Raw genomic sequence first — 14,963 nt, 5'->3', positions numbered from 1 at the left:
GCTCACGTCGCCAGCTCGGCGCGGGCCTCGGCGATCGCGGCCTCGTCGTGCGCGGGCAGCACGATCAGGTCGGGCCGCCGCTCCGCCAGGCGGTGCAGGGCGTCGATGGTCCGCGTGTACCGGGGCCAGTCGGCGGACAGCAGCCGGACGACGGGCGCGGGCAGCTCGCGGTGCGTCACGGCGCGACGGTCCCAGGCGGCGTCGCCGACGAGCAGCACGTCGCGCGTGGCCGTCCGCACGAGGACGCCGAGGTGGCCGGTGGCGTGCCCCGGCAGCGGCACGACCACGACCGTCCCGTCACCGAGCAGGTCCCGCGCGCCGCCCAGCGGCTCGACGTCCGCGTCGTCCGCACGCGGGAGCGTCATCGGGTCGAGGAGGCGGTCGGCCAGGTCGTCGGGGAGCAGCACCGGGGCCAGCCCGCGGCGGAGACGCCCGACCCCCCGGACGCGCGCGATCTCGTCGACGGCCCGCCGCGCCACCACGACGCGTGCGGCCGGGAAGTCGCGCAGCCCACCGACGTGGTCGGCGTGCAGGTGCGTGACGACGACGTGCGTCACGTCGTCCGCGTCGATCCCCCGCGCGGCGAGCTGCGCGACCGCCGACTCGTCCGGCCCGACGTGCACGGGCAGCAGCCCGCCGTAGACGCGGTCGATCCCGTGCGACAGCGCCTCGACGACGCGCGGCGCGTACCCGGTGTCGACCAGCACGACACCGCCGGCATGCCGCACGACCCCGACGAGCGCGGGGAACCGGACGGGTGCACGACCGGCTCCGCGTCGGGCGACGCCCGCGCTGTGCGTGGTGTGCCCGGCCTCCAGCAACGTCAGCTCGACGGTCATGGCGTCAGTACCGCAGCATCGTGGCCGACAGGGCAAGCCCTGCGCCCGTGCCGAGCAGCAGCGCCGTCTGCCCCCGGCGCAGCCGGCCCGACGTCACGGCGTGGTGCAGGGCCGTGGGCACCGACGCGGACACCTGGTTGCCGTGGTCGGCGAGGATGTCGACGACCGCGTCCGGCTGCACGCCCACGCGCTCGCGCAGGTACCGCAGGCCCACGGCGCTCGCCTGGTGCGGCACGACGACGTCCACCTCGTCGACGCCGAGGCCTGCCCGACGCTCGAGGTCACGGAGGAAGCCGGGCAGGTGCCGGGCGACCTGCCGCAGCAGCGCGGCACCGTCCATGCGGAACAGGTAGGCCGACGGGTCGTCGGGCGGGGTGGTCACGTTGAACCGCGTCCCGCCCGCGTCGATCCGGCAGGCGGACCGGGCGTCCGGCCACACCCCCGACGCGCTCGCGAGCACCGCGGACCCGTCGTCCGGCGCCGCCGCACCGACGACGACCGCGGCGGCACCGTCGCCGAACAGCGCCGACCCCTCGACCTCCCGGTGGTCGAGCCCCTTCGACGCGATCTCGGTCGCGACGACCGCGACCCGCTCCCACCGCCCGACGGCGACGGCAGCCGACGCGAGGTCGAGCGCGGAGAGGAATCCGACGCACGAGGCGTTCACGTCGAGGGCCGCGACCCGCCCGCCCGGGACACCGAGGTGGGCCGCGGTGAGGACCGCGGTCGTCGGCATCGGCTGCTCGGGGGCGACGGCCGACACGACCACCGCGTCGAGGTCCCCGACGTCGAGCCCGGCTGCGTCGAGCGCCTGCCGCACCGCCGCCGCCGCCATCACCGACGACGTCTCCTCCGCCGACGCCCAGCGCCGCGAGCGCACCCCGGACCGCGCCTCCGACGTGCCCGCGTCGCGCCCGTGCGCGGTGTCCAGCTCGGACGAGAGGACGACGCGGGAGGGGCGGTGGGCACCTGTCCCCAGCACCCGGACGGGCAGGGACGGGACGGCGCTCTGGCGTGGCACGCGGGCCAGGATGCCACGCGCGCCACCGCTCGTCGGACGCCTCTCCACAGGCCCGCCCGAGTCGTCCACGGACGTCCCGAACGTCGCCGGGCGCCACCGCCGAGAGCTCCTCCGACTTCGTCCGCCCGACGACGTCGCGGCCGCGCACGCGCCGCCCCTACGGTCGTGCCATGACGCACGACGGGGTCCGCAACGTCCGCAGCGCGCTCGACGCCCTGCCGGCGCCGTTCCAGCCGCACCGCCTCGCCACCGTCAACGACCACGACGTCAAGGTCGTCACGCTCGAGGGCGAGTTCGTCTGGCACACCCACCCCGACACCGACGAGCTGTTCCTCGTGGTGTCCGGGCGCCTGACGATCCAGCTCCGCGACGGCGACGTCGAGCTCGGTCCCGACGACGTGTTCGTCGTCCCGCGCGGCGTCGAGCACTGCCCGCTCGCGCACGGCGAGGTCCGGGCCGTGCTGATCGAGCGCGTCGGGACGGTCAACACCGGGGACGCGGGCGGCGACCGCACGCAGCCGCTGCGCGAGCTCGGCGAGGGACGGCCACCGGGACACGAGGCGCCCTCCCAGTCCCCGTGAGGCGGGACGCGTCCTCGGCCGCCCGTCAGGCGGCGGTGGCGACCGCGGCGCCGAGACGGCCCACGTGCTCGCGTGAGCGCCCGACCAGGGCGAGCACGACCTCGTCGACGCCCGTGGCGGCGACCAGCGCGGCGGCATCCGCGCGGACCTGCTCGGCCGTGCCGACGAGCCACGTCGACGACGGTCGCCACGCCAACCCGGAGAACGCCTCGGCGTAGGACAGGTTCGCGCGGCGGCGGGCGGCGTCGAGCTCGTCGTCGGCGACCACGGTCTCGACCTCCAGCAGGACGCGGACGTCACCGCGCCGACGACCGGTCGCGAGGAGGTGGCCCTCGAGCACCGCGACGAGCGCGTCGACCGCGGTCGGCGTCGCGAGCGTGGGCGAGTGGCGGATGCGGACGGTGTCGGCCGCGGCGGCGGACCGCAGGAGCGCGACGTCGTCCAGCGCGGCGCTCGTGACGACGACCTCGACGCCCTGCGGTCGGGTCGCGGAGGAGGTGGGCTCGACGGTCGTGCGCCCCGCCCGGTCGACGGCGACGCGCTCGACGACCGGGGCGGCCTCGGCGGCGACCGCGTCAGGGCGGGCGGGCAGCACCGCAGGACGGTGCGGGCGGGCGACGGTGCGGGTGTGCGGCGCGCGGGTGCGCGCAAGGAGCTGGGTCACGGGAGGAGGTCCTCAGGTCGTACGGGGTGCGCGGCGAGGGCCGTCGGGCCGCGGGCGCGCGAGGTCGTCAGCTCAGCGACAACACACCCGGGACGAGGACATGCGGGAAGGCTAACCGCAGCCCGTCGCCGCGCACCACCCCTGTCGGCAACCCGCTCACATGCCGAGAACGCCGGGTCGGGTGGCGTCAGACGCCGAGGATCCAGCGCAGCGTCCGCGCGTTGCGCACCGCGTTCCCGTCGCCGTCGTTGTTGAAGTAGACGAGCACGTCACGACCCTGCGCGTCCCACTCGCGCACGCGGTCCGCCCACCAGCGCAGGTCGTCGTCGGAGTACGAGCCGCCGTAGAGCCACTGCTGGTCGGGCCCGTGCAGGCGCACGTACACGAACGGCGCGGTCGCGCGCAGCACGCACGGCAGCCCGGCGCCGCTCATCACGCACGACGCGGCGCCGTGCCGCTCGAGGATCGCGGAGACGTCGTCGTGCTGCCACGACGGGTGCCGCAGCTCGACGGCGACCCGCACCCACCACGGCAGCGACCCGAGGAACCAGTCGAGGCGCGCGTCGTCGCGCTGCTGGTCGGGCGGCAGCTGCACGAGCAGCACCTCGCGCCGGTCGCGCAGCGCGTGCCACGAGCGGGCGATCCGCTCGGACCACACCTCGGGCGCGTAGAGCCGCTTCGCGTGCGTGAGCCCGCGTGACGCCTTGACGGACATCGTGAAGCCCTCGGGCAGGCGGCGGTTCCAGGACGCGAACGTCGCGTCGCGCGGCCAGCGGTAGAACGACGCGTTGAGCTCGACGGTGCCGAACTCCTGCACGTACCGCGCGAGCCGGTCGTGCGGAGGCATTCCCGGCGGGTAGAGCACGCCCTCCCAGTGGTCGTACGACCAGCCCGACGTCCCGACGCGGATCGTCACGCCAGCCCCCGCGCCGCCGTCAGAGCGTCTTCGCGAAGCAGAGGGACAGCAGGTCGCCGACGTACGGCTTGTACGGCGCGATCGGCCGGTAGCCCTCGTCGACGTAGAGGCGGACGGCCTCGGGCTGGCGGACGCCGGTCTGCAGGAGCAGCGACGTCATGCCGGCCGCGCGGGCTTCCGCCTCCAGCGCGCGCATGAGGGTGCGCGCGAGACCGGCGCCGCGGGCGCTGTCGTCGACGAAGAGCTTCTTGACCTCGCCGGAGCCCTCCGGTTGGCCGTCCCGCGGACCGCGCAGCGCGACGTGCCCGGCGGGCTCGCCGTCGAGGAGCGCGAGCAGCACGACCAGGACGCCGACGCCCTGCGCTGCGTCGTCGCCGTCGAAGCCGCCCGCGGCGTCCCACAGCGGCTGCAGCTCGGGGTAGCGCCAGCCGTTGAACCGGTGCATCGCCCGCCGCAGCTCGAGCGCGCGGGGGTCGTCCCACGCGGTCCGCTCGATCGTCACGCGACCCTCGTAGCGCGGGGCACGCTCGGCCTGCGGGACCGGGACGAGGTACTTCGCGAAGCAGCGTGAGTCCACGACGCCGACGTACTCGCCGTAGTTCTCGATCGGGAAGAAGCCGGCCCGGAGGTACAGGCCGATCGCCTCGGGCTGCAGCGGGCCCGTCTCCAGGACGAGGCAGCGCACGTCGTGCGCGGTCGCGAGCCGCTCGAGCTCGGTGAGGATGAGGCGCGAGTAGCCGCGGCCGCGGTGCTCCGGCACGACGTACATGCGCTTGACCTCGGCGGTCTGCGGCTCGAGGTCGTCGTACACGGCGTCGACGTCACGCAGGGCCCCGATCGCGACCGGCTCGCCGTCCGCGTGCAGCAGCACGACACCGACGATGTCGTCGCCCGACATCGCGTGACCGATGTCGTCCTCGCCGTACCGCTCGCGCAGCTCGGCCTGCTGCGCGTCGCGCAGCCGCACCACGTCCGGGTGGTCCCAGGCGACGACGTCGACCGTGACGGCCGGGGCGTCCGCCGTCATCAGCCGACGAGCGCCTTGAGCACCGACGTGAAGAACCGCAGGCCGTCCGTGCCCGTGCGCGGACCCTGGGCACCGTCCGGGCCGAAGCCCGCCTCGACCGCGTGCTCGGGGTGCGGCATGAGCCCCACGACGTTGCCCGCGGCGTTGCTGATGCCCGCGATGCCCCGCCGCGACCCGTTCGGGTTCCAGCCCTCGTAGCGGAACACGACGCGGCCCTCGCCCTCGAGCTCGTCGAGCGTGCGCTCGTCGGCGACGTACTGGCCGTCCTGGTTCTTCAGCGGGATCGTGATGTGCTCGCCCTGCGCGTAGTCGCTGGTCCACGCGGTGTCCGTGCGCTCGACGGACAGCACCTGCTCGCGGCACACGAAGTGCAGGTGGTCGTTCTTGATCATCGAGCCGGGCAGCAGGTGCGCCTCGGTGAGGACCTGGAAGCCGTTGCAGATGCCCAGGACAGGGAGGCCCTTGTGGGCAGCCTCGACGATCTCGCCCATGACGGGCGCGAAGCGGCTGATCGCACCCGCGCGCAGGTAGTCGCCGTAGGAGAAGCCGCCGGGCAGGACGACCGCGTCGACCCCGTGCAGGTCGGCGTCGGCGTGCCACAGCGCGACGGGCTCGCCGCCGGCCAGCCGGACCGCGCGCGCCGCGTCGCGGTCGTCGAGCGTGCCGGGGAAGGTGACGACGCCGATGCGGCTCATCGGGCCGCGACCTCGGCGTCCGTGTCCTCGTACACCGCGACGACGTCCTCGATCACGGGGTTCGACAGGACCTGCTCGCCCGCGGCACGGGCTGCGGCGAGGACCTCCTCCGTCACCGGACCGTCGACCTCGAGCTCGAACCGCTTGCCCTGACGGACCGACGAGAACTGCGCGAAGCCGAGGCGCGGCAGCGCACCCGCGACGGCCTTGCCCTGCGGGTCGAGGATCTCGGGCTTCGGCATGACGTCGACGACGACTCGTCCCACGGGGGTGCTCCCTGAGTTCGCGGCGGTGGGGATCGCGGCGAGTCTACCGACCGGCGACGGCGCACCCGGTCGGCGTCCGACAGGCGACCGGCACGGCCGGCGTCCGGTCAGACGAGCCCGGGCTGCGGCTCGTCGACGCGCGGCGGCCGACCGCGCAGCACGACCGCCCACAGGTCCACGGCCGCCACGTCCGTCAGGTGCGCGGTGCGGCGCGCGGCGCGCCGGAGGACGAGCAGCACCGGCAGAGCCGCGACGCAGACGGGCGCGGCGACGGCCGAGAACGTCAGGACGCCGATCCCGACGACCTCCCATGCCGCCGACGCGACGATCGCCGCCGCGACGACGGCAACGCCGACGGGCGCCGTCCGGACGAGCGGCACGACCTCGCGCCACGGCTGATCGGGCAGCGACGGCAGGACGCGTCGCAGGCGTCGCCACGCCCCGAGCGCCAGGAGACCGCCGACGACGCAGGACGCCGCGAGCGTGACCAGCCACCCCGTCGGCGACGTGCGGGGCATCGTGACGCTCTCCGCGCACGCGACCACCGGCAGTCCGTCGGTCGGGCACGACACCCACGTCACGACGGATGGGACGAGCCAGCCGGCGACGGACCACGCGACCGCGCCGACGCCGACGACCACCAGCGCCGCCACGGTCGACGGCACCGCCGCGACTCGCTGCCGCGGCAGCACGACGACGGGCAGCCGTGTCCCCGGCTCAGGGCCGCGGGACGCGACGAACCGCTGCGTCATCCAGCGGCGGGTCCGCTCCCCGTTCGTCAGGAGCACGAGGACGCCGTACAGCGCGACGCCCGGCGCGACGAGGGCGACGACCGACCGGGGGTCGTCGCGGACGCCGGGGACCGCGAGCAGCAGGAGGGCCGGGGTGCACCCGCGCAGCCACCGCATCATGCGGAACCGGCGGGCCGAGACCGTGTCCCGCAGCCAGTCGCCGTAGCGCGCCGACGGCGGGGTGTCGAAGACCCAGAAGGCGAGCCGCGCGGCCGGCGGCGGTCCGGTGCGCCACCGTGTGCGCAGACCGCCGACGACGAGCCCCGCCGCAGTCCGGGTGTCGACGCGGGTGGCCGACGGCTCCGCGAGGTCCGCGAGGACGTCGACGAGCTCGGCACCGTGCCGCGTGCGCCACGACGGCGGGTAGGCGAGCAGCCAGCGCTGCGCCGAGCGCACGAACGTCACGGCACGCGTCTCGGGGTGCAGGGCTGCGAGGTGATCGGGCGTGGCAGACGTGCCGGCCGCCGCGCCGCCGTCCGTGGCGTCGGGGCAGCCCGCGACGTCGGGGCCGTCGGCGGCATCCGTGCCGTCCGTCCCGTCGGGGGCGTCGGTGCCGTCGGGGCTGACGACCGGCGGCTGTGCGCTCACCGCGCACCCCCGTCCGGCGGGTCGAGCCGCACGTACGGGCCGAAGCGGCCGACGTCGCCCGCGACCGCCGGCCGGCGGGGGTCCTCGTGGCGCAGCATCCGCCGCGTCGCGCGGACGGCCTCGGACAGCACCATCACGACGGAGCCGAAGAGCACTGCCTCCCACGACAACCACCCGACGGCTGCCACGCCCCACGCCACGAGGCCGACGACGAGCACCTGCGCGAGTGCGGCACGGGCGTGGAACCACCGCCCGGTGACGTCGTCCTCGAGCCAGGCGGCGTGCTCGGGGCCGGGCAGCCGGCCACGGAACCGGAAGGCGAGGAACGTCCGCAGCGGCGGTCGCGTGCGGCGGCGGGTGGACCAGCCGCTCCGGACCAGCCCCAGGGCGGTGCGCACGTCGACCCGGCGGGCGTCGGGCGCCAGGTCGGCGAGCAGCGCGACGGCCTCGTCCGCGCGCTCGCGGCGCCAGCGGGGCGGGTAGGCGCGCAGCCACCGTCGGGCGGAACGCTCGAAGGCGTCCTCAACCGCGCGGGCCATCACGCGCCGCCCAGCAGCGGGCGCGGGCGGACGGGAGCGGCGAGGACGCGCTGCGCGCGACGGGCGAGGTCGGCGAGCCGCGTGGTCTCGACGGTGAGGACGTCGCGGCCCTCGGGGGTCAGCCGGTAGTAGCGGCGGACGCGTCCGTCGACGACGACCTCGCCCGACGCCTCGGCGTACCCGACGTCGACGAGGCGGTCGAGGACGCCGTACAGCGTGCCGGCACCGAGGCGGACGCGGCCGTCCGACAGCGTGCGCACCTCCTGCACGACGCCGTACCCGTGCCGCGGCTCGTCGGCGAGCGCGAGCATGACCAGGTACGCCTGCTCGGTCATGCGGAACGTCATGACCGATATATATCGCGCGACGACCTATCGGTACCATCCCTCACACGGGTGGACGCGCAGGTCAGCCGGGGACGTGACCCAACCGTCAGAGGGCGCGGTGCGTCCACCCGCCCGCGACGAGCGTGGCGGCGACCGGCATGTCTCGGAGGGCGCCCGCCGTCCCGCCCCGGGCGACCGGGTCGTCGTCGAGCAGCACGAGGTCGGCCGGGTCCCCGACCTGGAGGCCGAGCGGCCGTCCGTCGACCGAGGCCGCGAGCGCCGTCAGCAGGTCGAGCCGCTGCTCCGGGTGCCACGCGTCGCGGCCGTCGCGCGCGCGCCAGACAGCGGCGTCGACCGCGACCCACGGGTCCAGCGGCGCGACGGGCGCGTCGGACCCGAGCGTGAGCGTCACCCCCGCGGCGTGCAGCGCGGCGAGCGGGAAGGCGCGACGCGTGCGGCCGGCCCAGTGGTGGTCGGCGACGTCCCGGTCGTCCATCGCGTGCTCGGGCTGGACGCTCGCGACGACACCGAGCTCGGCGAACCGCTGGACGTCGTCGTCGTCGAGGAGCTGCGCGTGCTCGACGGACCCGGCCGCGCCGGACGCGGCGAAGGCGTCGAGGGCGAGCGCGTTGGCGGCGTCGCCGATCGCGTGGATCGCGCACCGCAGGCCGTGCGAGCGCGCGTACGTCATGAGCGGCACGAGGTGGTCGGGCGGGACGGACAGGACACCGCGGTCGGCCGTGCCCGGGTAGGGGTCGTGGCAGAAGGCGGTGCGGGTGTTGAGCGAGCCGTCGGTGATGACCTTGAGCGGGCCCTGCTCGACGAGCCCGGCGACGCGGTCGCCCGTGTGCAGGTCGTCGCGCACGACGCGGTCGAGATACTCCTCCCAGACACCGGCGCGCACGCGCAGCACGCCGGGCCGGGCCGCGGTGCGACGACGCCACACGTCGAGGTTGTCGGCGATCTCCAGGTCGACCACCCCGACGACCCCGCGTGCGACGGCGGCCAGCGCGGCCTCGTGGACCGCCACGTCGGCGACGTCGTCGGGCACGTGGTCGACCGCACCCTGCAGCGGCATCCAGTCGCCCTCGCGCAGCAGGCCGCCGTCGTGCGCTCCGACGCCGAGCATCCGCAGCCCGGCCGTCGAGAGCCAGGCGCAGTGCAGGTCCCCGGAGACGAGGACGACGGGCACCTCGCCGACAGCCGCGTCGAGGAGGGCGGTCGTGGGCTCGTCGGGCCAGAGTCCGTCGCGGAACCCGAAGCCCACGAGCGGAGACCCGGGCACGGGCGGAGCCGCGTCGAGGCGCGCGCGCACCAGGGCAACCGCCTCGGCGGCTGACGCCGCGCGGGACACGTCGAGCCGCTGCCGTGCGAGCGCCCACTGCGTGAGGTGCACGTGGGCGTCCCACAGGCCGGGGAGCACGTGGCGGCCGTCGAGCTCGACGACCTCCGCCCGCGGACCGGCGGCGTCGAGCAGGTCGGGCCCGATCGCGGCGATGCGGCCGTCGCGGAGCAGGACGTCGACCAGGCCGGCATGGCCGACACGTCGACCGGCGCGCAGCAGCAGTGGGTGATTTGTCGCGATTGTCATGTCGTCCGCGTCGACCCCGCCGCTACCGTCGTCATGTGAGCACCGTAGGGGGCGGCATGGATCACGCAGGGTACGACCCGTTCTTCCTCGGCCCTCCGTTGCCGCTGCCGGTCACGCCGCGGCCCACGGAGGACCTCCCGTCGACGCACTTCACCGTGCAGTTCGACCCCGAGCACAAGCTCGCGGCGGCGACCGCGGTCAACATCGACGGCGGCCGGCTGCTCGACCTGCCGCGCAACGACAGGTGGGAGCTCGACCCGCGCGTGCCGGCCGACCGGCAGGCCGGGCCCGACGTCTACCGGAACAACCGGCTCGACCGCGGGCACCTCGTGCGACGCGCCGACCCGGTCTGGGGTGATCCGGACGTCGCGCAGCGGGCCAACGTCGACACCTTCCGGTACACCAACGCCGCCCCGCAGGTCGACGACTTCAACCAGGGCAAGCAGCTGTGGGTCGGCCTCGAGGACCACGTGCTGCAGTACGCCGAGACGTGGCGGCAGCGGGTCAGCGTCTTCACCGGTCCGGTGCTGCGCGACGACGACCCCGTCTACCGGGGCGTCGGGGTGCCGCGGCACTTCTGGAAGGTCGCCGTGTGGGCGACGCCCGACCCCGACGCACCGTCCGCGGGCGTCCCCGACGACAGGGCGCCCAAGCTCAGGCTCGCCTCCGCGGGGTTCCTCGTGGACCAGTCGCCGCTGCTCGCGGGGCTCGACCTCGACGAGGCGCAGCGCGCGGCGCGGGACGTCGACGCTCCCCCGCCGCTCGGTCCGTTCCGCACGTTCCAGGTGCCGGTGTCGACGATCGAGGAGCTCACCGGGCTCGACCTCGGACCGGCCGTCGACGCGGACGTCCTGCCGCCGACCCGGGCGCTCGGCGAGAAGGCGTGGGTCACGCTGACGGACGCGTCGGACATCGTCGTCTGAGCCGCGCCCCACGGCCCGCGCGGAGACGTACGCACGTCGTCGGGCCGTCGTGACGCGGCCGGGGACCGTCGGTCGGCGGCCGTCACGCGCGCGTCGCGGCCCCGCGCAGCGGCACGACCATCGGCGTGCCGGTCTCGGGGTCGGGCACGACGCGGCACGCGAGCCCGAACACCTCACGCACGCGCTCGGCGGTCACCACCTCGGCGGGCGGCCCCTCGGCGACGACGCGCCCGTCCCGCATCGCGACGAGGTGCGTCGCGTACCGCGCGGCCTGGTTGAGGTCGTGCAGGACGGCGACGAGCGTGCGGCCCTCCTCGTGCAGGCGCGCGCACAGGTCCATGACCTCGACCTGGTGCGCGATGTCGAGGTAGGTCGTCGGCTCGTCGAGCAGCAGCAGGTCGGTCTCCTGCGCGAGGGCCATCGCGAGCCACACCCGCTGCCGCTGGCCGCCGGACAGGTCGGACACGTAGCGGTCGCGCAGGTCGGCGACCTCGGTGGCGTCGAGCGCGGCGGCGACGGCACGCGCGTCGGCCGGCGACCACTGCCGCAGGATCCCCTGGTGCGGGTACCGGCCGCGCGCGACGAGGTCGCCGACCGTGATCGCCTCGGGCGCGACGGGGCTCTGCGGCAGCAGCGCGAGCCGGCGGGCGACGTCCTTGCCGCGCATCTTCTCGACCGGCTGCCCCTCGAGCAGCACCTCGCCGGCGCGCGGCTTGAGGGTCCGGGCGAGCGCGCGCAGCAGCGTCGACTTGCCGCAACCGTTGGGGCCGATGATCACGGTGAACGAGGCGCGCGGGATGGCGACGGACAGGTCGCGCGCGACGACGAGCTGGTCGTAGGCGAGCGTGAGGTCGCGCGCCTCGAGCGGCGACGCAGCGGTCGCGCCGGTGCCGTCGTCGGACGTCCGGGTCGCGGGGTGGTCGGTGCTCATGCGGCGCTCCTCCTCCACTCGCGCACCAGCAGGAACGCGAGGTAGACGCCGCCGAGGGCGGCCGTGACGACGCCGACGGGGAACTGCTGCCCCGGGACGGCGTACTGCGCGATCAGGTCGGCGACGACGAGGACGGCCGCGCCGGTGCAGGCGGCGGCGGCGACGCCGGGCCCGGTCGAGCGCGTGAGGCGGCGCGTGATCTGCGGGGCGGTGAGCGCGACGAACGCGATCGGCCCGCACACGCTGACGGCAGCCCCGGTCGCGAGGACGCCCACGACGACGGCCGCCGTGCGCACGGTCGTCGGCCGGACCCCGACGGCCGTGGCGGCCTCGTCGCCCATCTCGACGACCTGGAGGGCGCGGGTCAGCACGAGCGCGAGCGGCACCAGCACGAGCAGCGCACCGCCGACGACGGCCGCGTCGGTCCACGTCCGCGCGAGCAGGGAACCGTTGATCCAGATCGCGACCTCTTGCGCGTCCTCCCGGTTGCCGCGCGCGAGCGCGAGCTGGACGAACGCGAGGGCCATCGCGCCGACGGCGATGCCGGTGACGACCATGCGGTGCGGTGCGGCGAACCCGCGCCCGGTGCCGAGCCACACGGCGACGACCGCGACGACCGCGCCGACGACGGCACCGACGGGGACGGGGACGACGCCCGGCCACACGAGCGCGGCGGCCACGGCCCCCGCCGCGGCGCCGGACCCGAGGCCGATGACGTCGGGGCTGCCGAGCGGGTTGCGGGTGACGGACTGGAACAGCGCGCCGGCGACGGCGAACGCGGCACCGGCGGCCGCGGCGACGGCGAGCCGCGGGAGCGCCTTGGTGAACAGCGCCCACTCCTGGATCTTCGAGCCGTCGCCCGCGAGCACGGTTGGCAGCTCGGCGAGCGGGATGCCGAGCCGACCGGCGCTGACGGTCACGAGCGCAGCCACGACGGCCACGACCAGGGCAGCGACGCCCACGACGACCGGCCGCACGCGCCAGCGCACCGAGATGCCCCGCTCGGCGGACCCGAGACGCAGCACCCGCGGCGGACGGCCTTGGAGCATCACAAGCCCATCCGGCCGCGCCGCACGGCGGCGATGAGGAACGGCGCGCCGACGAACGCCGTGACCGCGCCGACCATGAGCTCGCCCGGCCGCGCGACGACCCTGCCGACGACGTCGGAGACGAGCAGCAGCACGGGCCCGAGCAGCGCGCAGTACGGCAGCAGCCAGCGGTGGTCGGACCCGGTGAACGAGCGGACGACGTGCGGCACCGCGAGCCCGACGAACGCGATCGGGCCGACCGCGGCGACGGCGGCGGCGCACAGCAGCGTCGCGGCCGCGCCGCCGAGCAGGCGCGTGCGGCCGGCGTGCAGCCCGAGCGACGTCGCCGACTCGTCGCCGAGCGCGAGCGCGTTGAGCGGCCGCGCGAGCAGCGCGCACAGCACGAGCCCGACGACGACGAACGGCAGGACCTGCCCGACGAGCCCGGGCGGCCGCCCGGCGAGCGACCCGACCACCCAGACGCGGTAGGAGTCGAAGACGAGCGGCTGCGTGAGCGAGACGGCCTCGACCAGCGCGACGAGCACCGCCGACACCGCCGCACCCGCGAGCACGAGCCGCACGGGCGTGGCACGCCGCCCGCCCGACCCGATGAGGTAGACCGCGACGGCCGCGAGCAGCGCGCCCGGGATCGCGGTCCACACCGACCGCCCCGCCGCCGGGCCGAGCACGAGGATGCCGAGGACGACGGACGCCGACGCGCCCGCGTTGACGCCGAGCAGCCCGGGGTCGCCCAGCGGGTTGCGCGTCAGCCCCTGGATGACGACGCCCGCGACCGCGAGCGCCGCGCCGACGATCACCCCGAGCTGCGTGCGGTCGACGCGCGACGCGACGACGCTCGACGTGTACGAGTCGTCGGGGTGCAGCAGCGCGGACCACACGTCGCCGAGCGGGACCGACTTGGCGCCGACGGCCAGGCTGAGCCCGACGGCGAGCGCGAGCAGCGCGAGCGCGCCCACGAGCCCGGCGGTGAGCACGAGCGCGCGCGAGCCCCGCGCGCGCAGCGGCTGCGCGTGCGGGGCTCGGGGAGCGGCGACGGTGCTCATGGGTGCACGGTACGGAACGGGTCACGCGGCGGCGGGCGCAGGCCGACGGGTGACGTCCCGCGGGCGCCCGCCCGGCGCCGCGTGGGCGACCGGAAGGGCGGTCCCGGTCAGACCTTCTCGGCGCCCGCGGTGATGAGCGGCAGGTACGCGTCGAGCGCCCACGGCAGCGACAGCGGCGTGGCGGTCGTGACGGCCATGCCGAGCGAGCGGTCGAGCATCGGCACGTAGGCACCGGCCGCGAACGCGGGGATCTGCGCGAACAGGGGCTGTGCCTCGGTCGCGGCCTGCTCCGCCTCGTCCCCGAACCACGTGAACAGCAGCTGGACGTCGTCGAGCTGGTCCGCGTTCTCCAGGCCCAGGCTCGACGTGAACGTGTTCGGCGACGGCTTCAGGTCCGCGACGGACGGCGCGAGCTCGAGGCCCAGGTCGGTGAGCAGGTCGACGCGCGGGTCGCCCGGCAGGTACACGTCGAGGCTGCCCGGCGTGCCGGCGTAGACGTACGCGAACGAGATGCCGGCGAGCTCGGGGTTCGCGAGCGCGGCCTCGTCGATCGCGTCCTGCCGCGTCTGCAGCAGCGGTGCGGCCTGCTCGGGCACGCCGAGGGCGGTCGCGATGATCTCGACCTGCTCCTCGATCGTCGTCTGCCACGCCTCCTTCGGGTAGGCCACGACGGGCACGACCTCGGACAGCTGGTCGAAGACGTCCTGCTCCAGGCCGGACTGCGGCGCGAGGACCAGGTCGGGCTCGAGCGCGACGATCGCGTCGACGTCGAGCGGGTAGGCGGCGATCGCCTCGGGCAGCTCGGCGTCGCGCTCCTCGATCGCCTCGCGGAACCACGGGTGGTAGCCGTCCTCGTCGCCGCCCCACGTGTCGGCCTCGATGCCCACGGGCACGGTGCCGAGCGAGAGCGCGATGTCGTCCGCACCCCAGCCGAGGGTCACGACGCGCTCGGGCTTCTGCTCGATGACGGCCTCGCCGAGCGCCGACTCGATGGTGACGGGGAACGTCGTGCCGTCGCTCTCGGTGCTGCCGGGCTCGGGGGTGGCGGCGTCGTCGTCGGTCGAGCCGGCGCACGCGGCGAGCGCGAGGGTCAGCGCGGTCGCGACGACGGCGACGGCGGAGCGGCGCAGGTGGCGCACGGGGGGACTCCCATCGGTGAGGGGCTGGCCGATG

Annotated in this window: 17 protein-coding genes; 2 read left to right on the top strand and 15 right to left on the bottom strand. The window is 75.8% G+C overall.

The features are described from left to right. Nucleotides 1–2: 2 nt before the first annotated feature. Together KOV94_RS01570 and KOV94_RS01565 are read right to left on the bottom strand one after the other, a co-directional pair. Nucleotides 3–839 carry an MBL fold metallo-hydrolase gene (locus tag KOV94_RS01570; RefSeq protein ID WP_124343276.1) on the bottom strand — a complete coding sequence of 279 codons (837 nt, stop codon included), beginning with the start codon at nucleotides 837–839 and terminating at the stop codon, nucleotides 3–5. Nucleotides 840–843: 4 nt separating this feature from the next. Continuing rightward, a complete protein-coding gene (locus tag KOV94_RS01565) occupies nucleotides 844–1,860 on the bottom strand; it encodes a 3-oxoacyl-[acyl-carrier-protein] synthase III C-terminal domain-containing protein (RefSeq protein ID WP_124343275.1) in 1,017 nt (338 codons plus the stop codon). Nucleotides 1,861–2,030: 170 nt separating this feature from the next. On the opposite strand from KOV94_RS01565, the gene KOV94_RS01560 reads away from it, so the two are divergent. Then, a complete protein-coding gene (locus KOV94_RS01560; RefSeq protein WP_124343274.1) occupies nucleotides 2,031–2,441 on the top strand; it encodes a cupin domain-containing protein in 411 nt (136 codons plus the stop codon). Between the two features lie 25 nt (nucleotides 2,442–2,466). On the opposite strand, the gene KOV94_RS01555 is transcribed toward KOV94_RS01560, so the two are convergent. From KOV94_RS01555 to KOV94_RS01515, 9 genes are all read right to left on the bottom strand, one after another. Continuing rightward, nucleotides 2,467–3,105, bottom strand: coding sequence for a hypothetical protein (locus tag KOV94_RS01555; RefSeq protein WP_218051037.1), 639 nt, complete (start codon nucleotides 3,103–3,105; stop codon nucleotides 2,467–2,469). Between the two features lie 187 nt (nucleotides 3,106–3,292). Then, the gene (locus KOV94_RS01550) at nucleotides 3,293–4,021 is read right to left on the bottom strand and encodes a DUF72 domain-containing protein (protein WP_124343272.1); all 729 of its coding nucleotides are present in this window, start codon (nucleotides 4,019–4,021) and stop codon (nucleotides 3,293–3,295) included. 19 nt (nucleotides 4,022–4,040) lie between these two features. Continuing rightward, on the bottom strand, nucleotides 4,041–5,048 hold the full coding sequence (locus KOV94_RS01545; protein WP_218051036.1) for a GNAT family N-acetyltransferase: 1,008 nt from the start codon (nucleotides 5,046–5,048) through the stop codon (nucleotides 4,041–4,043). After that, nucleotides 5,048–5,743, bottom strand: coding sequence for a phosphoribosylformylglycinamidine synthase subunit PurQ (gene purQ / locus KOV94_RS01540; protein ID WP_124343270.1), 696 nt, complete (start codon nucleotides 5,741–5,743; stop codon nucleotides 5,048–5,050). Before purQ ends, KOV94_RS01545 begins: the two co-directional genes overlap by 1 nt. Further along, on the bottom strand, nucleotides 5,740–6,009 hold the full coding sequence (purS, locus tag KOV94_RS01535; RefSeq protein ID WP_124343269.1) for a phosphoribosylformylglycinamidine synthase subunit PurS: 270 nt from the start codon (nucleotides 6,007–6,009) through the stop codon (nucleotides 5,740–5,742). The genes purQ and purS overlap by 4 nt, the downstream gene beginning before the upstream one ends. Before the next feature lie 107 nt (nucleotides 6,010–6,116). Continuing rightward, nucleotides 6,117–7,388 (bottom strand): hypothetical protein, encoded by a 1,272-nt coding sequence (locus KOV94_RS01530; protein ID WP_218051035.1) that lies wholly within the window; start codon nucleotides 7,386–7,388, stop codon nucleotides 6,117–6,119. Then, on the bottom strand, nucleotides 7,385–7,927 hold the full coding sequence (locus KOV94_RS01525) for a hypothetical protein (RefSeq protein WP_124343267.1): 543 nt from the start codon (nucleotides 7,925–7,927) through the stop codon (nucleotides 7,385–7,387). Before KOV94_RS01525 ends, KOV94_RS01530 begins: the two co-directional genes overlap by 4 nt. Then, nucleotides 7,927–8,274, bottom strand: a complete 348-nt coding sequence (locus tag KOV94_RS01520; protein WP_200829733.1) for a PadR family transcriptional regulator — start codon at nucleotides 8,272–8,274, stop codon at nucleotides 7,927–7,929. Before KOV94_RS01520 ends, KOV94_RS01525 begins: the two co-directional genes overlap by 1 nt. An 85-nt stretch (nucleotides 8,275–8,359) precedes the next feature. Then, the gene (locus KOV94_RS01515; RefSeq protein WP_218051034.1) at nucleotides 8,360–9,844 is read right to left on the bottom strand and encodes an amidohydrolase; all 1,485 of its coding nucleotides are present in this window, start codon (nucleotides 9,842–9,844) and stop codon (nucleotides 8,360–8,362) included. 56 nt (nucleotides 9,845–9,900) lie between these two features. Between KOV94_RS01515 and KOV94_RS01510 the strand changes: the two genes are divergently transcribed. Next, entirely contained in the window at nucleotides 9,901–10,767 is an 867-nt protein-coding gene (locus tag KOV94_RS01510; RefSeq protein ID WP_218051033.1) for a DNA/RNA non-specific endonuclease, read from the top strand. Nucleotides 10,768–10,849: 82 nt separating this feature from the next. Here the strand turns inward: KOV94_RS01510 and KOV94_RS01505 are convergent, their stop codons facing one another. The 4 genes from KOV94_RS01505 to KOV94_RS01490 form a co-directional block, all read right to left on the bottom strand. Further along, entirely contained in the window at nucleotides 10,850–11,698 is an 849-nt protein-coding gene (locus KOV94_RS01505; RefSeq protein WP_218051032.1) for an ABC transporter ATP-binding protein, read from the bottom strand. Then, a complete protein-coding gene (locus KOV94_RS01500; RefSeq protein ID WP_218051031.1) occupies nucleotides 11,695–12,747 on the bottom strand; it encodes a FecCD family ABC transporter permease in 1,053 nt (350 codons plus the stop codon). The genes KOV94_RS01505 and KOV94_RS01500 overlap by 4 nt, the downstream gene beginning before the upstream one ends. Further along, a complete protein-coding gene (locus KOV94_RS01495) occupies nucleotides 12,747–13,790 on the bottom strand; it encodes a FecCD family ABC transporter permease (RefSeq protein WP_218051030.1) in 1,044 nt (347 codons plus the stop codon). The genes KOV94_RS01500 and KOV94_RS01495 overlap by 1 nt, the downstream gene beginning before the upstream one ends. A 107-nt stretch (nucleotides 13,791–13,897) precedes the next feature. Beyond that, complete coding sequence (locus tag KOV94_RS01490) at nucleotides 13,898–14,929, bottom strand: ABC transporter substrate-binding protein (protein ID WP_218051029.1); 1,032 nt, start codon at nucleotides 14,927–14,929, stop codon at nucleotides 13,898–13,900. Nucleotides 14,930–14,963 lie beyond the last annotated feature (34 nt).

It is taken from the genome of Cellulomonas algicola (genome assembly GCF_019024305.1).
GTDB lineage: Bacteria > Actinomycetota > Actinomycetes > Actinomycetales > Cellulomonadaceae > Cellulomonas > Cellulomonas algicola.
Note: the sequence above shows the minus strand (reverse complement) of the source record. Positions and strands in the feature narration are given on the sequence as shown.